This is a genomic window from Mesorhizobium sp. WSM4809, assembly GCF_055811655.1.
In genome coordinates, this window is record NZ_JBVVQW010000001.1 from 773,969 (window position 1) to 794,874 (window position 20,906).

22 protein-coding genes are annotated in these 20,906 nt (G+C 62.7%); 11 read left to right on the forward strand and 11 right to left on the reverse strand.

What is annotated here, in order from left to right; translation table 11 throughout:
- Positions 1–44 precede the first annotated feature (44 nt).
- Positions 45–2,792 carry a DUF2339 domain-containing protein gene (locus AC0L24_RS03445; protein WP_473563418.1) on the forward strand — a complete coding sequence of 916 codons (2,748 nt, stop codon included), beginning with the start codon at positions 45–47 and terminating at the stop codon, positions 2,790–2,792.
- A gap of 51 nt (positions 2,793–2,843) precedes the next feature.
- On the opposite strand, the gene AC0L24_RS03450 is transcribed toward AC0L24_RS03445, so the two are convergent.
- Together AC0L24_RS03450 and AC0L24_RS03455 are read right to left on the reverse strand one after the other, a co-directional pair.
- On the reverse strand, positions 2,844–3,053 hold the full coding sequence (locus AC0L24_RS03450; RefSeq protein WP_348629726.1) for a hypothetical protein: 210 nt from the start codon (positions 3,051–3,053) through the stop codon (positions 2,844–2,846).
- A gap of 178 nt (positions 3,054–3,231) precedes the next feature.
- Entirely contained in the window at positions 3,232–3,483 is a 252-nt protein-coding gene (locus AC0L24_RS03455; protein WP_127810887.1) for a type II toxin-antitoxin system Phd/YefM family antitoxin, read from the reverse strand.
- A 218-nt stretch (positions 3,484–3,701) separates the two neighbouring features.
- Between AC0L24_RS03455 and AC0L24_RS03460 the strand changes: the two genes are divergently transcribed.
- The 5 genes from AC0L24_RS03460 (at position 3,702) to AC0L24_RS03480 (ending at position 8,176) form a co-directional block, all read left to right on the forward strand.
- Positions 3,702–4,220, forward strand: coding sequence for a sigma-70 family RNA polymerase sigma factor (locus AC0L24_RS03460; protein ID WP_127810886.1), 519 nt, complete (start codon positions 3,702–3,704; stop codon positions 4,218–4,220).
- Positions 4,217–5,008, forward strand: coding sequence for an anti-sigma factor family protein (locus AC0L24_RS03465; protein WP_127810885.1), 792 nt, complete (start codon positions 4,217–4,219; stop codon positions 5,006–5,008). The genes AC0L24_RS03460 and AC0L24_RS03465 overlap by 4 nt, the downstream gene beginning before the upstream one ends.
- A 310-nt stretch (positions 5,009–5,318) precedes the next feature.
- Positions 5,319–6,422, forward strand: a complete 1,104-nt coding sequence (locus AC0L24_RS03470) for a peptidase C39 family protein (RefSeq protein ID WP_127810884.1) — start codon at positions 5,319–5,321, stop codon at positions 6,420–6,422.
- Entirely contained in the window at positions 6,422–7,885 is a 1,464-nt protein-coding gene (locus tag AC0L24_RS03475) for a RimK family protein (protein WP_127327236.1), read from the forward strand. The genes AC0L24_RS03470 and AC0L24_RS03475 overlap by 1 nt, the downstream gene beginning before the upstream one ends.
- Positions 7,886–7,903: 18 nt before the next feature.
- Entirely contained in the window at positions 7,904–8,176 is a 273-nt protein-coding gene (locus AC0L24_RS03480; RefSeq protein WP_128289827.1) for a DUF3303 domain-containing protein, read from the forward strand.
- An 18-nt stretch (positions 8,177–8,194) separates the two neighbouring features.
- Here AC0L24_RS03480 and AC0L24_RS03485 read toward each other — a convergent pair whose 3' ends face one another.
- Positions 8,195–8,944: a LysR substrate-binding domain-containing protein gene (locus AC0L24_RS03485; protein WP_128289828.1), complete on the reverse strand. Its 750-nt coding sequence runs from the start codon at positions 8,942–8,944 to the stop codon at positions 8,195–8,197.
- A 111-nt stretch (positions 8,945–9,055) separates the two neighbouring features.
- On the opposite strand from AC0L24_RS03485, the gene AC0L24_RS03490 reads away from it, so the two are divergent.
- A complete protein-coding gene (locus tag AC0L24_RS03490; RefSeq protein ID WP_127397531.1) occupies positions 9,056–9,946 on the forward strand; it encodes a fatty acid desaturase family protein in 891 nt (296 codons plus the stop codon).
- 12 nt (positions 9,947–9,958) lie between these two features.
- Here AC0L24_RS03490 and AC0L24_RS03495 read toward each other — a convergent pair whose 3' ends face one another.
- The 3 genes from AC0L24_RS03495 to ygfZ form a co-directional block, all read right to left on the reverse strand.
- Complete coding sequence (locus AC0L24_RS03495) at positions 9,959–12,100, reverse strand: putative bifunctional diguanylate cyclase/phosphodiesterase (RefSeq protein WP_127397529.1); 2,142 nt, start codon at positions 12,098–12,100, stop codon at positions 9,959–9,961.
- A 165-nt stretch (positions 12,101–12,265) separates the two neighbouring features.
- Entirely contained in the window at positions 12,266–12,901 is a 636-nt protein-coding gene (locus AC0L24_RS03500; RefSeq protein WP_127397530.1) for an HD domain-containing protein, read from the reverse strand.
- Entirely contained in the window at positions 12,901–13,761 is an 861-nt protein-coding gene (ygfZ, locus tag AC0L24_RS03505) for a CAF17-like 4Fe-4S cluster assembly/insertion protein YgfZ (RefSeq protein WP_292338107.1), read from the reverse strand. The genes AC0L24_RS03500 and ygfZ overlap by 1 nt, the downstream gene beginning before the upstream one ends.
- A gap of 75 nt (positions 13,762–13,836) precedes the next feature.
- Between ygfZ and AC0L24_RS03510 the strand changes: the two genes are divergently transcribed.
- On the forward strand, positions 13,837–15,168 hold the full coding sequence (locus AC0L24_RS03510) for a dihydroorotase (protein ID WP_292692876.1): 1,332 nt from the start codon (positions 13,837–13,839) through the stop codon (positions 15,166–15,168).
- Between the two features lie 35 nt (positions 15,169–15,203).
- Here AC0L24_RS03510 and AC0L24_RS03515 read toward each other — a convergent pair whose 3' ends face one another.
- The 4 genes from AC0L24_RS03515 to AC0L24_RS03530 all read right to left on the reverse strand — a co-directional run bounded on the left by AC0L24_RS03515 (position 15,204) and on the right by AC0L24_RS03530 (position 17,572).
- The gene (locus AC0L24_RS03515; protein WP_164762549.1) at positions 15,204–15,992 is read right to left on the reverse strand and encodes a hypothetical protein; all 789 of its coding nucleotides are present in this window, start codon (positions 15,990–15,992) and stop codon (positions 15,204–15,206) included.
- A gap of 70 nt (positions 15,993–16,062) precedes the next feature.
- Positions 16,063–16,320 carry a hypothetical protein gene (locus tag AC0L24_RS03520; RefSeq protein WP_008874920.1) on the reverse strand — a complete coding sequence of 86 codons (258 nt, stop codon included), beginning with the start codon at positions 16,318–16,320 and terminating at the stop codon, positions 16,063–16,065.
- 356 nt (positions 16,321–16,676) lie between these two features.
- Entirely contained in the window at positions 16,677–17,054 is a 378-nt protein-coding gene (locus AC0L24_RS03525; protein WP_473563419.1) for a TIGR02301 family protein, read from the reverse strand.
- Between the two features lie 83 nt (positions 17,055–17,137).
- Entirely contained in the window at positions 17,138–17,572 is a 435-nt protein-coding gene (locus AC0L24_RS03530) for an NUDIX hydrolase (protein ID WP_473563420.1), read from the reverse strand.
- Between the two features lie 129 nt (positions 17,573–17,701).
- On the opposite strand from AC0L24_RS03530, the gene AC0L24_RS03535 reads away from it, so the two are divergent.
- Positions 17,702–18,463, forward strand: coding sequence for an SOS response-associated peptidase (locus AC0L24_RS03535; protein ID WP_473563421.1), 762 nt, complete (start codon positions 17,702–17,704; stop codon positions 18,461–18,463).
- 71 nt (positions 18,464–18,534) lie between these two features.
- Here AC0L24_RS03535 and AC0L24_RS03540 read toward each other — a convergent pair whose 3' ends face one another.
- A complete protein-coding gene (locus tag AC0L24_RS03540; protein WP_081738801.1) occupies positions 18,535–18,690 on the reverse strand; it encodes a hypothetical protein in 156 nt (51 codons plus the stop codon).
- Between the two features lie 391 nt (positions 18,691–19,081).
- Here AC0L24_RS03540 and cysS point away from each other — a divergent pair, with 391 nt between their 5' ends.
- Positions 19,082–20,518 (forward strand): cysteine--tRNA ligase, encoded by a 1,437-nt coding sequence (cysS, locus tag AC0L24_RS03545; RefSeq protein WP_127327246.1) that lies wholly within the window; start codon positions 19,082–19,084, stop codon positions 20,516–20,518.
- Positions 20,515–20,901, forward strand: coding sequence for a VOC family protein (locus AC0L24_RS03550; protein ID WP_127268542.1), 387 nt, complete (start codon positions 20,515–20,517; stop codon positions 20,899–20,901). Before cysS ends, AC0L24_RS03550 begins: the two co-directional genes overlap by 4 nt.
- Positions 20,902–20,906: the final 5 nt, after the last annotated feature.

Here is a 20,906-nt window from a genome sequence, read left to right on the forward strand (position 1 = left end):
AAGACGAATGTCAGTGAAAACTGGCCTGGTTTGGGGGAACCGCCATGTTTGAAAGCCTGATCGGCCTTGTCGCCATCATCGCCTTGTTCGTCATCATTTCGCGCCAGCAGAGCCGCATCGGCCTTGTCGAGCGCGAGCTTGGCGCACTGCGCAGCCTTGTGCTCTCGGGAGCCGTGCCGCCTGCGGCCAGGCCGTCCGAACAGGCGGTGGCCGACAACGTGCCCGCCGATATGGCTCCGGCCGTAGCGGCCGCGGCCGATATCGTTCCGCCGGAGGTAAGCGCAGCGGTCACCGTCCCGGCGCCAGCCACGGACACGGAAGACTCGACCGGCGAGATCGTCTCCGGGCCGTGGACCGCTGCAGAACCGGCCCCGAAGGCGGTGGATCCCGCGGAGCTTCCCGCAGCCGCGAAAGCCGCCCGCCAATCTGACGTCGAAACCGCGCTCGGAACCCGCTGGGCGGTCTGGGTTGGCGGCATCGCACTGGCGCTGGGCGGCCTGTTCCTGATCCGCTACACCATCGAGGCCGGCATTTTCGGTCCCGGCGTGCGGCTGGCCATGGCCGGCGTGCTCGGCCTGGTGCTGGTCGCCGGCGGCGAGTTCATCCGGCGCACCGGCTTCAAGGTGCCGGTGCAAGGGGCCGCCGGCGCTTATATTCCAGCGATCCTGACTGCTGCCGGTGCCTTCATCCTGTTCGGCACCGTCTATGCCGCGCATGGCATTTACGGCTTCATCGGCCCGGCACTCGCCTTCACGCTGCTCGGCGTCATCGGCGTGGCAACGATCGCGGCAGCCCTGGTCCATGGTCAGGCGCTGGCCGGCATCGGCTTGGTAGGCGCCATGGTGACGCCGGTGCTGGTCGCCTCGCAGGCACCCAATCCCTGGGCGCTGTTCGGCTACCTCGCGATCGTGCTCGCCGCCACCGGCGTCATCGCCCGCATGCGGGACTGGAAATTACTGATGGCGGCCGCCTTTTTCGGCACCGGTGTCTGGACCATCCTCTATATGACCGATGCGCCGGGGGCGAACCTCTCTGCCATCCTGTTCATCGACGCCGTCACGCTGGCCGTGCTCGTCCTTGTCTGGCTCGCTCGCCGTGACGACGAACCTGGACCAGCCAGGGCTTTCGACTGGCCGTCCATCGTGCCTGGCCTGTTCGTCGCATTCTCGGCGCTGGGCCTGTCGGTCGACCCGGCCTTCGCTGCCGCCGGCTACGCCTTGCCGGGCGCTGTGGTGATCGCCGCGATGGTGGGGGTCGCGCTTTATCGTCCGCTGGCGCTGCCGCTCCTCTATGCCGCGGGACTGGTCACGGTGCTGATCTATCTCGGCATCATCCCGCCAACCTCCATCGCTTCCGATTTTTCCAGCGGCGCCTTGGGCGTCGACGGACTGCCGGTGGCCACGTCCAACGTGCTGACCTTGCGCATCGGCATCGTGCTCGGCCTGGTCTTCATCGGCGCCGGCTTCTGGGCCGCGCGCCGGTTCGCCGCCGGCACGCAGATCCGCGCGGCCTCATGGGCAGCGTGGGGCGTCATCGTCCCGCTGGTCATCCTGCTGGCGCTCTGGTTCACCTTCGGCAATCTCGACCGTGACCTTGTCTACGCCGCCGCAACGGCACTGCTGGTCGTCATTTTCACCGCCGGCGGCGAGTGGATCGCGCGGGCCGAGGAGCCGCCGCTCAAGGGCGGTGTCGCGGTGTCGTTTGCCCTGGGTGGCGCGGCCATCGCCGGGCTCCTGCTCATGCATATGGCTTTCGATTCCGGCTGGACCACCATCCTGCTCGGTGCGACGGCCATCGTGCCAGCGCTGGCCACGCGCTGGCGCGCCTATCCGGTGCTCGGCTGGATTTCGGTCGGCGCTGTGATCGCGGTGCTTGGCCGCGTCGCTTTCGACCCGACCATTGTCGGCGCCGCGTTCCTGTCGAGGACACCGGTCTTCAACTGGCTGTTGCCCGGCTACGGCGTGCCGGCGCTGGCCTTCGGCTTTGCCGCCTGGCAGCTTGCGCGCACCACGAATGGCCGGCCGCGCCTTGCCATGGAGGCGGCTGCGGCGCTGTTTGCGCTGCTCACGCTCGCTATGCTGGTGCGCCACGCCATGCACGGCGGCGTCATCGACACGGGTGCCATGACGCTCGCCGAACAGTCGATCTACACCCTGATCGCCATCGGTGCCGGCGCCATCCTGGTCGCCATCGACATGCGCTCGCCAAGCTCGGTGCTGCGCTATGGTTCGATGGCCGCCGGTGTGGCCTCGGTCGCCTTCATCGTTGTCAGGCACTTCGTCGTGCTGAATCCGCTGTTGACAGACGAATCGACAGGCCGCATCCCGGTGTTCAACCTGTTGTTCCTCGCCTATCTCCTGCCTGCGGTCGCCGCCGGGGGACTGGCGCTCTACGCCAGGGACAAGCGGCCGAAATGGTATGCGCAGATGCTGGCCGTGGTGGCTGCCGTGCTTGCCTTCGCCTATGCCACGCTGTCGGTGAGGCGCCTGTTCAAGGGCGAGTTCATCGGCTTGTGGAGCGGCCTCGGCCAGTTGGAAACCTATACCTATTCGGCGCTTTGGCTGGGGATTGGCGTTGCGCTGCTTACCGCCGGCGTCTGGTTGAAATCGCAGGTGCTGCGCATCGCCTCGGCCGCGCTGATCGCGATCGCCGTGCTGAAGGTCTTCATCTTCGACATGTCGGAGTTGGAAGGCGTGCTGAGGGCGCTGTCGTTCATCGGCCTTGGCGCCGTGCTGATCGGTATCGGCCTGTTCTATCAGCGGCTTTTGACACGGGCGGCGAAGGAGGGATGATGCGCTTGCTTCCGTGAAGAGCTCTTACCCGTTCATGTGTCGGTTTGTCCGCTATTTTCGTACGACGCCGCGCACGCGGCGTTGTACGATTGCCTCTTTGATGAGGCCCGCGATCTTGCGAACAAACGCCGGGCTGAAGGAGCCGATTGGCTTCGTCGTGACGAGATCATAAGCTTCATCGATCTGTACGCGGTTGTACTCGTCTAGGATCAGCCATGACGGGAAATCGAGCCCACCCCTGCGACACTCGATTTCGCTCACGGCAACATGCGTGCGGGACCGGTCGGGCCTTTGCGAGGTGAGCGGGAACAAGAACAGTGCGGCAGGCGTTGCCGGCGTTCTGACCACAATGCAGACGGGCCGCGCCTTGCGGCCGGATTCCTCGCCGGCGTCAGCCTGTCGTGCCCATAGATAATAGTATCGAAGCAAATCGCCGGGCTTAAGCATTTGGCTTGTCGCTGGTTGTGATGGCCTCCAATCCGGACATGAGTTCATCGTGAACCTCGTCCGGCGCGTCCTCAAGCGTGTAGGCTACGGCATACGGCGAACTAACGAGCTGCCGATATTGGGCCGCTGATAGGATGATCAGCTTCTCTTTGCCGCGTTTCGTGAGAGCGACAGGCTCGATCATTGCCGTTTCGAGAATTTCGCCGGACGCCCGATTCATATCCGAAAAGGTGAATTGTTTCATTGAGTGACCCTCATACGTATTTTACATATTGTGCATATTTTACGTATTTGCGCAATCGATTTACCGCTGCCTTCGATCGGGAATAAATCGGCACCGGCCATCGTTATCTCATTGCTTGGGTGACCGGGGCGGGAGACCGCTTCGCGCTGGCCGCTTGCGCCGCGCCCGGAAGGCGCGTTCAATCGGGATCAACAAGGGCGACCTCGAAACCTGCGGTCATGGACGAAAAGAAGGCAGCAATCCTTGGCGAAATACCGCGCCTGCGCCGTTACGCGCGCTCGCTTTTGCGCGACCGCGACGCTGCCGACGACCTTGTTCAGGATTGCCTTGAGCGGGCGCTTGTGCGGCTCGGCAATTGGCAGACAGGAGAAAGCCCCCGGAGGTGGCTGTTTACGATCATGCATCATTTGTTCATCGATCAGATGCGCAAGGTGAACCGCCGCGGCGAGGCGGCGATGCTGCCGCTGGAGGCGGGCGAGACCGTTGCCCAGCCGGCCGAGCAGGTGGAGAACATTGCCTCGCGCGAGATCATCGACGCATTGCAGGCGATCAGCCCCGACCGTCGCGCGGCCCTTGTCATGGTTGCCATCGAAGGTTTTTCCTATGCCGAAGCCGCCAACATTCTGGGCGTGCCTGCCGGCACGCTGATGTCGCGCATTGCGCGCGGGCGTGAGGAATTGCGCGGGTTGCTGGACGACACGGCGCGCCGCCGCGCGATAAGGATCGTCGAGAAATGATCCGCCGCGACTTTTCCGAACGTGACATCCACATGGCGCTAGATGGCGAGCTGCCCAGCGATGAGCGCTCGGCCTACGATGCCTGGCTCGACGCCAATCCCGAGATGAAGGCCAAGAGCGCCCGTTTCACCGCCGACCGAGCGGCGCTGCGTGCCGCCTTCGCCGACGTGTTGGACGAAGCCGTGCCTGCGCGGTTGCGCAAGGTCGTGCTTGGCGAGGTGCCGGTCAAGGCATCTGTGCCACGCTCACGCTGGTGGCTTGCCGCTGCTGCCGCCGTGCTTCTGGTCACCGGCGGACTTGGTGGCTATTTTGCCGGCATCGACGGCATCGGCCAGGAGGACCCGGCGGAAGATCGGCTGGCCGAGCAGGCAATCGCGGCCCATGTCATCTATGCCGCCGAAAAGCGGCATGCCGTCGAGGTGCCGGCCAGCGACAAGGACCATCTGCAGACCTGGCTGTCCAACCGTGTAGGGCTGAAGCTGGTGGCGCCGGACCTGACCGCCGACGGATTCCAGTTGGTCGGCGGCCGGCTGTTGCCGGCAGGCGAGAGCAAGGCCGCCATGCTGCTTTACGAGGACGGCAATGGGCAGCGTATCTCGCTGTTCGTCACCACGGAATCGACGGAGAATGCCAAAGGCACCTACGCCGCCGCGCAAGACGGACCCGAGGCCGTCTACTGGCTGGACAAGGGCTATGGCTGCGCCGTGGTCGGCTCCTTGCCGCGCGAGCGGCTGGCCGAGGTCGCCAGGAGCGCCTACACGCAACTTGTGAACGGGCTGGCAAGCTGAACGGCATTGCTTTTGCCGGTGCCGTCGATCCGCGAATGCCGATCCGGCCGGAGGACCTTTTGCGCCCGTCGGGCCGGCGTCGGATTTGTCACAATTCGGCCCTAATCGAGGTGCGATAGCGCTTGATGAATGCCGTCGCATCGCCCCGAAAATCGGAAAGGGTTTTTGGAAACACGAGGCGAAGATTCAAGGTGGTGGAGCGGACTTCGTGCGCCCAGGTGGACGCCGGTTTTCCCAACGCCCTGGTTGGCGTCAAGGACGTGTTCGAGTAGGGCCATTTCCACCACCAATCGAGGTTTTCTGAAGCCGCATGCCTGCCGAGATCCGCACGGCCCGCGCGTCTGACGTCGATGATCTCGCCGCCATTGAGAAAGCTGTTTTCTCAAGCGACCGTATTTCCCGCCGCTCCTTCCGCCTGTTCATCGAGCGTGAAACCGCCGAGACGCTGGTCGCCGAAGTCGACGGCCGCGTGGCCGGCTATGCGATCGTGCTGTTTCGCAAGGGTAGCGGCGTGGCGCGACTCTACTCGATTGCGACCAGTCCGTTTTTCGGCGGACTGGGTGTCGGCCGCATGCTGCTCGGATCCGCCGAAGATGCCGCCTTCGAGCATGACCGCATGATGCTGCGTCTCGAAGTTCGCGAGGACAACAGCCGCGCGATCCGCATCTACGAACAGGCCGGGTATCGCAAGATCGGCCGCGAGCCCGGCTACTATGAGGATGGCGAAACGGCACTTCGCTACGAAAAGACCTTGCGTGGCGACATTCCGATCGCCACCAAGGTGCCGTTCTACCCGCAGACCTGCGAATTCACCTGCGGCCCGTGCTGCCTGATGATGGCGATGGCCAATTTCGATCGCGGCTTCGTGCCGGATCCGGTCATGGAAATCCGCCTGTGGCGTGAAGCGACGACCGTCTTCATGATGTCGGGTCCCGGTGGATGCGAGCCATTCGGCCTCGCTGTGTCGGGCTACGAAAGCGGGCTCGCGGTGGAGATCTACGTTTCCTTCTATGGCGCGCTGTTCCTGCAATCGGTACGCAGTGTGGACAAGCGCAGGGTGATGGAACTGGCCCAGGTCGACTTTCGCCGACGCGCGGAACTTTACGGCATCCCGGTGAATTACCGTGCATTCACAATCGACGATATCCGCGCTGCGATCGCTGGGGGAAAGCTGGTGCTGGTGCTGATCAGCGGCTTCCTGATGTTTGGCAAGAAGGTGCCGCACTGGGTGCTGGCGATCGGCGATGACGGCGACCATATCCTGATCCACGACCCTTGGGTCGAGGACGAAAGGCAGGAGACCATCCTTGATGCAGCCAACATTCCCGTGCCTTACGGCATCTTCATGAACATGGCGCAGTTCGGTCGCGATGGATTGCGTGCCGCCATCACTCTGGGAAAGCGTGACAGATAATGACCTGGGTCATCCTTACCGGCAGGCAGAGCGATCTCGACCAGGTGGCGACACCGCACAAGATCATCACCAATCGCGACTATCTCGCGCACCCGTCACTGTTTCGCGGCCAGCGGCCGAAGGTCATCAACCTGTCGAACAATTACGGCTACCAGAGCCGCGGCTACTATGCGTCGCTGCTGGCAAGCTCGCGCGGCCACAAGGTGATCCCGACGGTCGAAACGATGATCGACCTGTCGGAGCGCAAGCTCTATGAACACGCGCTGCCGGAACTGGAGCTGGCGCTCAACAAATGCCGCAAGGATCTCGCCGGCGTTTTTCCGCAAAAGGTCTGCATCTTCTTCGGCATCGGCCCGTCGAAAATCTGGGACCGCTTCGCCAAACTTCTGTTCGACTGGTTCCGCGCGCCGGCGCTCGAAGTCCACATCAAGGACAGCGCCGAATGGGCCTCGATCCGTAAGATCGGTTTCCATCCGCTGGCGCGGATGACCGAGGACGAGGAAAAAAGCTTCATCCAGTGCCTGGAGACCTACACCAACCGCGAATGGCGCGACACCAAGGGCCGCACGCCGGCGCGCTACACCTTCGCCACGCTGGTCGACCCGCATGAGGAATTGCCGCCATCGGAGATATCGTCGCTGCGCTATTGGGCCAAGATCGCCGAGAAGATGGGTGTCGAAATCGAGCCGATCACCAAGCGGGACCTCGCCAAGCTCGCCAATTACGACGCGCTGTTCATTCGCGAGACCACCTCGATCTCCAATCACACCTATCGTTTCGCCCGCCGCGCCCAGCAGGAAGGCATGCCGGTGATCGACGATCCACTGTCGATGATCCGCTGCACCAACAAGGTCTATCTCAACGAGCTGATGGCCTACAACAAGGTGCCGGTACCGCCGACGGTGATGATCGCCGGCACCTCGGATCTCGAATTGGCAGCGCAGACGCTGGGCTTTCCGCTGGTGCTGAAAATCCCGGATTCGTCGTTCTCGCGCGGCGTCAAGAAATGCGCCAATTTCGAGGAACTGAAGACGCTTGCTACCGAATGGCTGGAGGATTCCGACCTTCTGATCGCGCAAAAATTCATTCCGACCGAGTATGACTGGCGCGTCGGCGTGCTCGGCGGCCAGCCGCTGTTTGCCGTGCATTATCTGATGGCCAAGAAGCACTGGCAGATCGTCAACCATAAGGCCAACGGCAAGCCCGACCAGGGCGGCATCAAGACCTTCACGCTGAAGGAGACGCCCGCGCATGTCGTCGAGACGGCTGTGAAGGCGGCGCGCTGCATCGGCGACGGGCTCTACGGCGTCGACCTCAAGGAGACCAAGGACGGCGTCTTCGTCATCGAGGTCAACGACAATCCCAACCTCGACCATGGCTGGGAGGATTCCGGCGAGAAGGACGAGGTCTGGGTGCGGCTGACGCAGTGGTTCCTGGAGCGGCTGGACCGGCCGGGGCGGTAGTTTGATCGGGGGTAGAACATGCAGTTTATCGTGATCGAGGATTTCACCGGCTGCGACCGCAAGGAGATCTATCGCCGCTTTCGCGACCGGGGCCGCCTCAAGCCGGACGAACTCGTCGTGCACCACAGCTGGATCGCGGCGGACATGAGCCGCTGCTTCCTGCTGGTGGAGACCGATGACGTCACGCTGCTGCAGCGCTGGGTCATCGAATGGGCGGATCTGGTGGAGTTCGAGATCATCCCTGTGGCGACAAACAAGGACATGGCTGAGGCATTGAGCGGGCACCTCTGATCATCGCCGCACGCTACGTCAACGCAGCGCGGGCGAGTTCACTGCGCGTCGGCATTCGTCGATCAGCCACTGGCGAAACGCCGCCACGACGTCGCGCCTGGCGCTGCGCTCGGGGATCGTCAGGCAATAGGGCTGGCGTAGCTCCAGTGCCTGGGCGAGGGGCCTGACAAGCCGGCCGTCTTCCAGCGCCTCGGCACAGTAGATTCCTTGCGCCAGCGCCACGCCCAATCCCGAAATCGCAAGGTCGAGCGCTGCGCGCGATGAGTTGGCCGAGAGGCCGCGCTGCGCTGCCCGGCCGGGCTCGATGCCGGCCGCCTCGAACCAGTTGTGCCAGGACGGAAAGGACGCACCAGTCGGTCCCCAGCCCGTGTGGATAAGCGGCAGGCTGGCCAGGCCTTCGGGTTTGATCGTGTCCGCCAGTCCGGGCGCACACACGGGATAGACTGCGTCCTGGACGATGTCCTCGGTCGGGTGCTCGCGATAATGCGGCCCATAGGAGAGCCTGATGTCGAGCTGGCGCGCGACGCTGCCGATCTCCTGGAAGGCCATGGTCAGCCTGGGCAGCATCTCGACGCCGGCCTCGGTGAGGACGACGCGCCGGTTGACGCGGTGGAACAGCTTGCGGCCCATCTGCTCCTCGACCGTGCGGATGAGCTGGCTGACGGCAGCGGCCGACACCGAAAGCTCTTCCGCTGCCGCGGCAAAGCTGCCTGTACGGGCCGCAGCCTCGAAAGCTTGAAGTCCTTTGAGAGAGGGAGGTACGGCCATAATCACCGAATAGATAAGTTCAGCTTATCTAGATTGCAGAAATCGTCGTTTTTGGAAAGGTTGTTCATTGGCTACAATGGGTTCATCAAACTCCAGTCTGGATCGAAGCACGTGGATCATCGTGACGTAATTTCATCGTTGACGCAGGAGGAGCGCAACCGGCTGACCGCCAAGTCTGATGTTGCGGGCCTCGTTCAGCTTGCTGCTCATTGGGGCGCGATCGTGGTCGTCGGATCGCTGATCGCTGCCAAGGTGCCGTTCTGGCCACTGCTGATGCTTCCGCAAGGTATCCTCATCGTCTTCCTGTTCACGCTGCTGCACGAGACGGTTCATCGCACGGCTTTTGAGGCACAGCGGCTGAACGATGTCGTGGCGCGGGTGTGCAGTCTGGCGATCGCACTGCCGGCGGACTGGTTCCGCTACTTCCACTTTGCCCACCATCGATACACGCAAGACCCGGAGAACGACCCTGAACTGGCCTTCCCGAAACCGGAGACATGGCGGCAATACCTCGTCCACATATCCGGCATCCCCTTATGGTGGGGCCACCTCAAGACGCTCTATGCCAACGCGGCAGACCGTGGTCGCGAAAGCTACGTTCCGCCGAAGGGCTATGACAAGGTGCGCATCGAGGCCCGCGCCATGATTGCCTTTTACGCCGTGGTCCTTCTGCTGGCCGTTTATTTCCGGCTCTCGGTGCTTGTCTATGTCTGGATCTTGCCCGCTCTGTTGGGGCAGCCGTTTCTGCGCCTCTATCTGCTGGCCGAGCATGGTCGCTGTCCGTTCGTCGCCAACATGCTGGAGAACACCAGGACCACGTTGACCAACTGGCTGGTCCGCAAGCTGGCGTGGAACATGCCGTTCCATGCCGAGCATCATGCCTATCCCGGCGTGCCGTTTCATCAACTGCCGCGGTTTCATGCGCTGATCGAGCGGCATCTCAAGGTGGTCGAGCCCGGCTATGTCAGCTTCCACGAAAAGTACATCGACACGCTGCGTTGACGATGGCCGGCCTCAGCCGGTCTGGCTGTGCAGCGCTCGGGATTTCAATAGACGCTGGATCTCGGCGGCCGTTGACGGCACGCCGATCAGATAGCCCTGCGCCTCTGTACAGCCATTGCCGCGCAGGATGTCGAGTTGCACCTCGGTCTCGACCCCCTCGGCGGTGACAGTGATGCCAAGCTCGGCGCCCAGCCCGATGACGGTGCGAACGATCGCCGCGGCGTCACGATTGCCCAGGTCGTGGATGAACGAACGATCGATCTTGATCTTGTCGACAGGAAAACGCCTGAGATAGCCGAGCGAGGAATAGCCGATGCCGAAATCGTCCAGCGCGATGCGGATGCCGAGTTCGCGCAACTGCCGCAGCGTCCTCAGCACCGCCTCGCTTTCGTCCATCAGCACGGTTTCGGTGATTTCAAGCTCCAACCGATCGGCTGGCACGCCGGAGAAGGCCAGCGCCGAGATGACGCTGCGGGCGAAGCTGCCGCTTTTAAGTTGCACGGCCGAGACATTGACCGCGACGCGCAGGCCGGCGGGCCAGTGTGCCGCCGCCGTGCAGGCTTTCCTCAGCGCCCATTCGCCAAGCGGCACGATCAATCCGGTGTCTTCGGCGACCGGAATGAAGCTGTCCGGCGCCACCGTGCCGCGTGTCGGCGAATGCCAGCGCATCAAGGCTTCGGCGCCGACGATCTCCCCGGATGCGATGTTCATGATGGGCTGGAAGTCGAGGTCGAACTCCTGGCGCGGCAGCGCGGTCTCAAGGTCGACCTCCAGCGCACGCCGTGCCTGTACCATAGCGTCCATTCCGGGTTCGAAGAACCGATACTGATTGCGCCCTTCGCTCTTCGCCCGGTAAAGCGCCGTATCGGCGTTCCTCAGCAGCGTGTCGGCATCTCCACCGTCGTCGGGGAAAACCGCGATGCCCAGGCTGATGCCGACATGCATCTCGCGGCTCTTGTCGCGGAACGGTTTTCCGATTGTCTCGACGATGCGCTTCGCGAGTTTTTCTGCATTGGCAATGCCCTTGAAGTTGAACTGGATGATGACGAATTCGTCGCCGCCGAAACGGGCGACGACGTCGGTTTCGTTGTGCAGGCAGCGCTGCAGCCTCTCGGCCACACTCTTCAACAGCCAGTCGCCGGCCGGATGTCCCCAGGTGTCGTTGACCGCCTTGAAGCGATCGAGATCGAGCGAAAAGATTGCCAGCGGCGTGACCGCCGTGGCTTCCAGCGCCAGGTCGAGCCGTTCGCGAAACATCGAGCGGTTGGGCAATCCCGTCAGCGTATCGTGATGCGCAAGATGGGTCATGCGCTCTTCGGTGCGGCGACGTTCTGTGACGTCGTCGAAGGTCACTACCCAGCCGCCGCCGTTCATCGGCCGGCGTGTGACCAGAACCGTCCTGCCGTCGGTAAGATGCCGGTAGGCCGAATGCATTTTTGCCGCCGTCAGGCAGGCCTCGGTCTTGGCGACTTCGCTGTCGACGTCGATCTCCGTATAGATGCCGAGTTCCAGCAATCGTTCGAGCGCCTCGCGGTGCGTCGTTCCAAGCGGGAAGTCTGCCGCGGTGACATTGTAGAGTTCAAGAAAACGCCGGTTGCGCACGATCATCTTGCCGTCGGCGCCGTACATCAGCAGGCCTTGCGACATGTTGGCAAGCGCTGCGTCGAAGCGGCGGTGCTGCTCCTTCAGATCCTCTTGCGCGCGGCGCTGCTCGGTGATGTCCTCGTAGATCGAGACCCAGCCGCCCAGAGCCAGAGGGCGGTGCGAGATGCTGACGATGCGGCCGTCCGACAGTGTTTCTTCGTAGGTCGAGGGCTTTGCCTGATCGATATAGGGCTTGCGGATGGCGTAGAGTTCGTCGGCGGTTTGCGAGGCGATGCCGATATCGACGCTGTGGCGCAGAATGTCGAGGAACCGGATGCCGGGCCTTATGACGCTGGCTTCGAGGCAAAAGATGTTCAGGTAGTTGCCGTTGCAGATGATCATCCGCTCGTCGGCGTCGAACATGCACAGGCCGTGCGACATGTTCTCGACCGCAGCCGAAAAGCGTTGGTTCTGCTCGCGCAGTTCGTCTTCCATGTGGCGGGAGCGGTCCATGCCTTCGGCCTCCCGTTTCGGGATGGTCGAACCATCCTTGGCATCAGCGACGGGCATGAGCGCGCCTGCGGACCGTGATCGAACGCGCTATTGTGGCCGCCGCCGGTTAATTTAGCGTTTTAATGCCTGTCGCCCAAAAGTGACCTCGGTTTTGGGGGAACGACATGCATAAAAACAAAGACCTAAAGCGCGTCGCATGAATCCGTTTCAGCGCGACGCGCTTTAGACGATTGCGGTCGCCGAAACCTGATGCCGCGACATCTCGATCGCCGAAAACCGTTTCAGAAACGCGTTCTGCGCCCAGGTCACCGAGCGTGGCGTGAAATCGAAGCGGTCGGCATTGAAGCCGCGCGGACGGCCGAAGAACTCGGTCGCCTCGGCGGTCGAAAAGCCGGCGAGCAGCGTTGCCTCGAAATAGGCGGCGATCTGGTCGGCGCGCTTGATCTCCTTGCGCAGCGCAGCACTTGGCTCCTGCGGCAGCGAGAAGCGCAGATGGATGGCGCGCTGCAGCCGCAACTCACAATCCTTGTAGCTGCCGCCCATCACCGATTTGAACGGTGAGATCATGTCGCCGATGACATATTCGGGGGCGTCGTGCAGAAGAGCCGCCAGCCGGGCGTCGGCCGAAGCCTCGGGTACCAGGTCGCGGAACAGCGCTTCGACCAGCAGCGAGTGCTGGGCAACCGAAAAAGCATGCTCGCCACTGGTCTGGCCGTTCCAGCGGGCAACGCGGGCGAGCCCGTGCGCAATGTCTGAAATTTCGATGTCGAGCGGCGAGGGGTCGAGCAGGTCGAGCCGGCGGCCCGACAGCATGCGCTGCCAGGCGCGTGCCGGCGCGCCGACGCGGTCGGCCGCCATCAGGCCTCCTCCGCGCTGACGGCTTCCTGCGGGAAGGCGAATTTTGCCCAACCGGGAATGGCTAGTGTAACCGGAACGTCCGCCGCCATGATCGGCAGGTCGGCGTCGAGCGCCGCCTTGATCCGGTCGATGCGCGCAATCGCCAGACCGATCGTGCCGGCGGTCGAGCCGAGCGTGCCAACCGGCCTGCCTTCGACGGTCAGTTCGATGCCGGGCGCGGGCAGGGACCCGTCAGCCGACACAATCAGCACGCGCCGCCTGGCGGTGCCGCGATGCTGCATGCGCGAGACGACCTCCTGGCCGACATAGCAGCCCTTCTTGAAGCCGACGCCACCGGTTTCGTCCAGCAGCACGTCGTGGGGAAAGGCGTCTCCGAGTTGGTAGTCGCTGCCGCTTTCGGCAATGCCGCCGGCAATGCGGAAGGCTTGCCACGCGGCAAGATCGCTGCGCTCATCTGTTTCGCCATAGGAACGCGTGACGGCACCCTTCGGAAAGCGCGTGTCGGCGGCCGCCGTTGAATCGGATTGCGAGGGTGTTGATTCATGTCCCCATGCAACGGTGACAAATGCCTGATCGGATTTGGCAATCTCGACCTTGGCGCGCAGTTTGTAGAGCGTCAGCCGGCGTATGAAATCGTCCGATATGTCGGCGCGGCATTCGAGCCAAAATGCATTCTCGCCGGTGCGGGAGATCAGGAAATCGAACAGGATCTTGCCTTGCGGCGTCAGCAGCGCACCGGGCCTGGCTTCGCCGGGAGCCAGGATGTCGAGATCGGTGGTCAGGATGTTCTGCAAAAAATGCTCGGCATCCGGACCTGATACGGAAACGAGGGCGCGGTCTTTGAGCTGGGCAAAGGGCATGGGCGGAAAAGCAACCTGATCTTGCAAAACGGTCGGCCTTTACGTAAGCCGCTGGCACTCCCCCCGCAAGAGAGCATGGCCATGATCTACGACCTCATCCTGACAGGCGGCACCGTGGTCAACCACGACGGCGAAGGGGCTCGCGACATCGGCGTGAAGGGCGGGCGCATCGCCGCCATCGGCGATCTCCGCCAGGCCTCGGCGGGCGAGACGATCGATTGCCGCGGCCTGCATATCCTGCCGGGCGTCATCGACAGCCAGGTGCACTTTCGTGAGCCGGGATCGGAGCACAAGGAAGATTTGGAAACGGGTTCGCGCGCGGCCGTGCTTGGCGGCGTCACCGCCGTGTTCGAGATGCCCAACACCAATCCTTTGACCACCAGCGAGGCAGCGCTTGCCGACAAGGTTCGGCGCGGCACGGATCGCATGCATTGCGATTTTGCCTTCTGGGTCGGCGGCACCCGCGAAAACGCTGGGGATGTCGGCGAGCTTGAGCGGTTGCCGGGCGCGGCCGGGATCAAGGTTTTCATGGGCTCGTCCACCGGCGACCTGCTGGTCGAGGACGACGAAGGTGTCGCCTCGATCCTGAGAAACACGCGTCGCCGTGCCGCCTTTCATTCGGAAGACGAATTCCGGCTGCGCGAGCGTCTTGGCGAGCGCATCGAGGGCGACCCGGCATCGCACCCTGTCTGGCGCGACGAGATCGCCGCCTTACGCTGTACCGAACGGCTTGTACGCATCGCGCGCAGCGTCCGCGCCCGCATTCATGTCCTGCACATCTCGACGGCCGAGGAGATTTTGCTCCTCGAACAGCACAAGGATGTCGCGACCTGCGAGGCGACGCCGCATCATTTGACGCTGAGCGCCGACGACTATGCACGGCTTGGCACGCTGATCCAGATGAACCCGCCGGTGCGCGCCGCCCGCCATCGCGACGGCGTCTGGCACGGCATTGCGCAAGGCATTGTCGACGTGCTCGGCTCCGACCATGCGCCGCACACGCTGGCCGAGAAGGCCAAGCCGTATCCGGCCTCTCCGTCGGGAATGACCGGCGTGCAGACGCTGGTGCCGATCATGCTCGACCACGTCAATGCCGGCCGGCTGACCTTGCAGCGCTTCGTCGACCTGTCCAGTCATGGCCCGCAGCGGATCTTCGGCATGGCCAGGAAAGGCCGCATCGCCGCCGGCTATGACGCCGACTTCACCATCGTCGACATGATGCGGCGCGAGATGATCACCAATGCGCAGGCCGGCTCGAAAGCCGGCTGGACGCCTTATGATGGCAGGGAAGTGACGGGTTGGCCGGTCGGCACCGTCATTCGAGGCCGACGTGTCATGTGGGAGGGGGAAATCGTCACGCCAGGCCAGGGCAAAGCGGTGGAGTTTTCCGAGGCATTGCCCGTCTAGGCTCCCGGATCTCTGCAAGGGCAGAGGCAGAAAGCTCAATCCCCGGCGACGAAGAACGACCACTGTCCGGCAGGCGTGATGCCGACACGGTAGAAAATATAAGCGCCGAACTGCTTCATGTCGTTGAAATCGCCAGCGGTGACGATCTTGAACAGCTCGACCCGCTGCTTGGCGTCCAGCTTGTCCAGCGGCAGGGCGAAGAAATACGGCCACACATAGAGTTCTTGTGGCGTGCCGGCATCGAGGTGGACGTAGCCGGCATTAAGCACCTCCTCCAGGATGGCCAGAATCTCCTGACCGTCTGGGTCGCCGGAGAGGCCCTTGAGGAAGGCGATGGCGTCGCCGTCTATGTCGGTCAGCGATATCTGTGTCATGCTCTCGCCCGTGCCGATCAACGGCCGCAGCTTTTCGATATCGCCGCCCTTGCAGGCTTCGACGATCAGATCGTGCATGCGCCGCACCGGTTCCGGCAGCTTGCCGAGATCGTAGACGACCTCAGGCACCGGCGTTTCCGGATCCACACGCGGTCTGGTCACGCCGCCATCCGCCGGACTGTCCGGCTCGGCTTCGGCAGGAGCAGTCGGCTGGCTGGCCGGCGGCGGTGTTCCGACCGGATTGGGCATCGGCACGGCGCTTCCGGAGGGCGACATGTCGTCGTCGGCCGGCGGCGTGACTGTCGGGGGGAGCTCTTCGCGCTTGATTTCGCTCAGTGCATACACGGGGCTGCTCGCGAGACACACAAGCAGGGGAATCGCGGCACAGCAAGCGGCGAAGGAGATGCGAAGGACCAAGCCACACGGCTTGCCTGACATCGAAAAACTCACTGCCCGTTTCTCCCTGCTTCCGGGCATGACGCCCGAGCGGCATGTTGCCGTCAAAGAACCGGACGTCGGTTCAGTGCCGCAGCCGTTCAGGTTCGAAGGCGCCAGCAATCACCTTTTCACGCATACGGTCGAGCAGGGCAAGGGCCGAGGTCTCGCCATTGGCACGCAACATCTCGCCGAAGGCTGTTTCGAGCGCTGCTTCGGCAATGATCTCGGGCTCTATCCCGGCGGAGAGACCTTCCGCCCAGGCCTCGCTGTGGCTTTCCACGGCGGTCAGGCGTTTTTCTTCCCTGACCAGCGCGTCGATGTCGTTGACACCATGTTCCATAAGCGAATGTCCACCCTTTCAAGCTGCGATCCGTCGATGTGGATCAGGCCTGATCTGTTCATTTCACACGCAGGGACAATTAAGTATTTGTAAATACGACATTTTTTTGATCGTCTTTTACAAAGCCCAATTGCCTTGTGCGAAGCTGCGTTCAGTCCGAGTCAAACTTAGCCGATTGGGGCGGCCTGCGGGGCGAAAACCTTCAGTTTGAGTTAATTCCGCTTTCGCGCTGTAAGGTTTCGTTAATACTGTTGCAGAAGTGCAACATGAGGATTGCACCAAGAGATCGCCTGGCACAAGCCGATATATCGGCTTGTGCCCAGCAATGATCCGGATAGTTGTTGATGAGCGAGTGCCTAGTTGCCGTAACGCGAGGCGATATCGCGAGACAGCGTCTCGCCTTCCTTCATGTAGCGGCTGATGGCTTCGGTCGCCGAGGGCGTACACCTCGTATAGGTGCCGCCGAAGGAGCGGTAGCCGCGATTGAAGCTGGCAATGAAGCGGGCGCGCCGCTCGGCGTCCGGATTTTCCGAATCGAGCAGTTTTGTCATTTCGACACGCCACTGGTCGCCCTTCTCGCCGCACAGATTGCGCAGGAAATGCAGCGAGCCCAGAACCTCCGCCAGCCGCATCAACCCAGGCTCGAACGGCGATTCGGCGCTGAGCGCGGGCCGTATCGAAACGGTCGCGACGACCGCAAGACACACGGCGAGGAGCATGGACGGACGGTTCATAAGCCTTCTCTACCCAACGGCGTGGCTCTGCCAAACAGGATAAGTCTTTGTGGCGAAACAATTTGTCGCCTGCAAGGCTGTTTTCAGGGCTTCGGCCCGTCGTCTCCGTCGGGTTCCAACAACTCCTCGGCCACGGCGAACACCGAGCCGGCGAGCGGCAATGCCGCCATCTCGCTGAGTGTATAGAAGGCCGCCGTCTCTGCGTCGTCGCTGGCTACCGCCTCGCCGCCGGCATAGGCGGCGCCGAAGACCGTGAGGATATAATCGACCGGGTGGCTGTCATCCCTGCCGTCAATGTGGATTTCCCGGAGCGGGCGATAATTTGTGGCGCGCAAACCGGTTTCTTCCTGAAGTTCGCGCTCTGCCGCTGCCTCCAGCGTCTCGCCGGGTTCGACCTTGCCGCCCGGAAAGGCATAGAGCCCTTGCGAGGGTTGCCGGGCTCGCTTGACCAGAAGCACGGTGTCTGCACGCACGACGGCGACCGAGACTGCCGGAAGTGTCTTGCGCGCTTCGTTCATGGGTTCCCGATCAGGCGTGTAGGCAGGTCTGTTGTGGACCGCCCAGCATGGGCAAGCTTTAGCGGTTGCGCAATGCCGGTTGCACCGGCACTTTCAGAATCCGAACCTTTCAAAGGGCGCCAATAGACCATGTGCGGACGTTTTGCCTTGACCGCGACGCCGGACCAGACTGCCGCCTTGCTAGGCTTGGCGGAACTGGAGGATTTCCCGGCGCGCTACAACATCGCACCAACCCAGCCGATCCTGATGGCGGTCGCCGGCCCCGCGCGGGCGCCGGGCTCCAATTTGCCCGACCGGCAGCCAATGCTGGTGCGCTGGGGGCTGATCCCGACCTGGGTGAAGGATACCAGGGAGTTTCCGCTGCTGTTCAACGCGCGCTCCGAAGGGGCTACCGAAAAGGCGTCGTTCAAGGCTGCCATGCGCCATCGCCGCGCCTTGGTGCCGGCCTCCGGCTTTTATGAATGGCGGCAAACCGGCGGCAAGAAAGGCCAGCCTTACTGGATCCGGCCCAGGCATGGCGGGTTGGTCGCCTTTGCCGGCCTGGTCGAGACCTATGCCGAGCCGGGCGGTTCGGAAATGGACACCGGTGCCATCCTGACTATCAACGCCAATGCCGATATCGCGCATATCCACGACCGCATGCCTGTGGTGATCGACCCCAGGGATTTCGCCCGTTGGCTGGATTGCCGCACGCTCGAACCGCGTGATGTCGCCGATCTGTTGCGGCCGGCTCAACTCGATTTCTTCGAGGCCATTCCCGTCTCCGACCTGGTCAACAAGGTCGCCAACACCGGACCGGAGATTCAGGAGCGGGGCGAGATCGGGCCGGAGCCCGAAAAGGTCAAGCGCCAGAAGCCCGGCGCGGACGACAATCAGATGACGTTGTTCTAGCTGAACTGTTCTTCAGCGACGTATGTCTGCGCCATTTGCCAGGCGCCCTTGGCGCCGGGCCGCACACCACTTCAGGCGGCGCGGGGCGACACGATCTTCTGTACCGGCTTTTTCTTCTTCGCGGTGTGAAGGAGGGCGGCGACGATCGCGGCCGGGCCGATCGCGCGGTAGTGGTTGGCCAGTGCCGGCTGCTTGGCTCGGTTGGCTTCCTGCTTGGTTCGGGGCATGTCTCTCTTCCCAGGTAACATTTTCGTGTCTGCGTTTGATGGCCGATTCTGACCAAATCGTGACGCCTGCTGATCTAGCCGGCGAATGTTTCATGACTGTGCCGACATGTTTAATAAAATGTTTCAGTGCATCATTACCTGTGATCCAGCGACGTTTTTGCCGAAACTTGCGACTTGACGGCAACACATGCCAAGGCGATAAAGCCGCCCATGAAAACGTCTTTCGCCATTTGTGGCATTTGCATTATTGGCTAGCCTCGCGCTGGTCCGGACGTTTTCGCCTCATCTTTCCCCAGATTGGACAAACGCCCCGGCCAGCAGGCTGGAGCCTGATTTGCGTTTCGCGCAGGGCTGGCTTCGTCAAATTGAGTTCTGAACCGGGAAGGCACGAATGTCCGACGCATCGCAGGGCCTGCGCCTCTACAACACGCTGACGCGGACGAAAGAGGATTTCGTCCCGATCGATCCGGACAATGTGCGCATGTATGTCTGCGGCCCGACCGTCTACGACTTTGCCCATATCGGCAATGCCAGGCCGGTGATCGTCTTTGACGTGCTTTTCCGCTTGCTGCGTCACGTCTACGGGCAGGCGCACGTCACCTATGTGCGCAACATCACCGACGTCGACGACAAGATCAACGCGCGCGCTCTGCGCGACTTCGGCGGCGAGATCGCTTCCGGAACACTTTCGCTCAACGAGGCGATCAGGCGGGTCACCGAAAAGACCGCCGATCAGTTCCATCGGGACGTGGCGGTTCTCGGCTGCCTGGAGCCGACGGTCGAGCCGCGCGCCACCGAATTCGTCGAGCCCCGCGCCGACGGCAAAGTCGACATGATCACCTTGATTCAAAGCCTGATCGAACGCGGCCATGCCTATGTTGCCGCGGGCGAAGTCCTGTTCGATACGGCGTCGATGCCGGACTACGGCCAACTGTCGAAGCGCAATCTCGACGAGCAGCAGGCTGGAGCTCGCGTCGCCGTCGACGCGCACAAGAAAAATCCCGGCGATTTTGTCCTGTGGAAGTTGTCGTCGCCGGAGGAGCCTGGCTGGAACTCGCCATGGGGCAGGGGCCGGCCGGGCTGGCACATCGAATGCTCGGCAATGTCGGCCGCCTATCTCGGCGAGGTGTTCGACATCCATGGCGGCGGCCTCGACCTGATCTTCCCTCACCATGAGAACGAGATCGCCCAGTCGCGCTGCGCCCATGGCACGGATGTGATGGCCAATATCTGGATGCACAACGGCTTCCTCCAGGTCGAAGGTCAGAAAATGTCGAAAAGCGTCGGCAATTTCTATTCGATCAACGAACTGCTCGAGACCGAGACGTTCGGCGGCCGCAAATGGCCGGGCGAGGTGCTGCGGCTGGCAATGCTGATGACGCACTATCGCGAACCGATCGACTTTTCCGTGCGCAAGCTGGAAGAGGCCGAGAACACGCTGCGCAAATGGAAGCGGGCGGCCGACCTTGCGCCGGCCGCCGCAGGACTGCTGCCCGTGCAGGTCATCGATGCCTTGTCGGACGATCTCGCAACCTATGCCGCCTTCCAGGTCTTGACGCAGTTGGCTGGCGAGGCAGCGGACGGCAACGATGCGGCGGCTGCGCTGAAGGCGTCGCTGCTGTTCCTCGGCTTCGATGTCGCGTCGGCGACGGTTGATGAAGACCACGTCGCCAAGGCAATCGCCAAGCGTCTCGCATTCATCGCCGCCAAGAACTGGGCCGAGGCCGACCGCATCCGCGACGAACTGCTGGCGCAAGGTGTACAGTTGAAGGACGGCAAGGATCCGGTCACTGGCGAGCGCATCACCACCTGGGAGGTAAAAAGATGATCGACCATCTCGGCATCACCGTTGCCGATTTCGACGCTTCGAAGGCTTTCTATGACAAGGCGATGGCCCCGCTTGGTGCGGCGCTGCTTTACATGGTGCCGCTGGAATATACCGGGGGTGCCAAGGTCGGCGGCTATGGCCGTGACCGGCCGGTGTTCTGGCTGAGTACCGGCAAGGACAAGCCCAGGGATCACCAGCACGTCGCCTTCACCGCGCGCAGCCGCGCCGAGGTCGATGCCTTCCATGCCGCAGCCCTTGCCGCCGGTGGCAAGGACAATGGCGGGCCAGGCCTGCGGCCGCATTATCACCCGAGCTACTATGGCGCCTTCGTCTTCGATCCCGATGGCAACAATGTCGAGGCCGTCTGCCATGTCCCGGAGTGAGCGGT

Excerpts from the sequence above, each read along its gene's own strand:
- AC0L24_RS03500 (WP_127397530.1), bottom strand. The coding sequence starts at position 12,901 with ATGGCGGCCGACCGCGTCGGCGCGCCGGCACGCGCCTGGCAGCGCATG.
- AC0L24_RS03475 (WP_127327236.1), top strand. The coding sequence starts at position 6,422 with ATGACCTGGGTCATCCTTACCGGCAGGCAGAGCGATCTCGACCAGGTG.
- AC0L24_RS03460 (WP_127810886.1), top strand. The coding sequence starts at position 3,702 with ATGGACGAAAAGAAGGCAGCAATCCTTGGCGAAATACCGCGCCTGCGC.
- AC0L24_RS03550 (WP_127268542.1), top strand. The coding sequence starts at position 20,515 with ATGATCGACCATCTCGGCATCACCGTTGCCGATTTCGACGCTTCGAAG.
- AC0L24_RS03445 (WP_473563418.1), top strand. The coding sequence starts at position 45 with ATGTTTGAAAGCCTGATCGGCCTTGTCGCCATCATCGCCTTGTTCGTC.
- AC0L24_RS03540 (WP_081738801.1), bottom strand. The coding sequence starts at position 18,690 with ATGCCCCGAACCAAGCAGGAAGCCAACCGAGCCAAGCAGCCGGCACTG.
- ygfZ (WP_292338107.1), bottom strand. The coding sequence starts at position 13,761 with ATGCCCTTTGCCCAGCTCAAAGACCGCGCCCTCGTTTCCGTATCAGGT.
- AC0L24_RS03520 (WP_008874920.1), bottom strand. The coding sequence starts at position 16,320 with ATGGAACATGGTGTCAACGACATCGACGCGCTGGTCAGGGAAGAAAAA.
- cysS (WP_127327246.1), top strand. The coding sequence starts at position 19,082 with ATGTCCGACGCATCGCAGGGCCTGCGCCTCTACAACACGCTGACGCGG.
- AC0L24_RS03495 (WP_127397529.1), bottom strand. The coding sequence starts at position 12,100 with ATGCCCGTCGCTGATGCCAAGGATGGTTCGACCATCCCGAAACGGGAG.
- AC0L24_RS03470 (WP_127810884.1), top strand. The coding sequence starts at position 5,319 with ATGCCTGCCGAGATCCGCACGGCCCGCGCGTCTGACGTCGATGATCTC.
- AC0L24_RS03455 (WP_127810887.1), bottom strand. The coding sequence starts at position 3,483 with ATGAAACAATTCACCTTTTCGGATATGAATCGGGCGTCCGGCGAAATT.
- AC0L24_RS03530 (WP_473563420.1), bottom strand. The coding sequence starts at position 17,572 with ATGAACGAAGCGCGCAAGACACTTCCGGCAGTCTCGGTCGCCGTCGTG.
- AC0L24_RS03535 (WP_473563421.1), top strand. The coding sequence starts at position 17,702 with ATGTGCGGACGTTTTGCCTTGACCGCGACGCCGGACCAGACTGCCGCC.
- AC0L24_RS03525 (WP_473563419.1), bottom strand. The coding sequence starts at position 17,054 with ATGAACCGTCCGTCCATGCTCCTCGCCGTGTGTCTTGCGGTCGTCGCG.
- AC0L24_RS03510 (WP_292692876.1), top strand. The coding sequence starts at position 13,837 with ATGGCCATGATCTACGACCTCATCCTGACAGGCGGCACCGTGGTCAAC.
- AC0L24_RS03465 (WP_127810885.1), top strand. The coding sequence starts at position 4,217 with ATGATCCGCCGCGACTTTTCCGAACGTGACATCCACATGGCGCTAGAT.
- AC0L24_RS03480 (WP_128289827.1), top strand. The coding sequence starts at position 7,904 with ATGCAGTTTATCGTGATCGAGGATTTCACCGGCTGCGACCGCAAGGAG.
- AC0L24_RS03485 (WP_128289828.1), bottom strand. The coding sequence starts at position 8,944 with ATGGCCGTACCTCCCTCTCTCAAAGGACTTCAAGCTTTCGAGGCTGCG.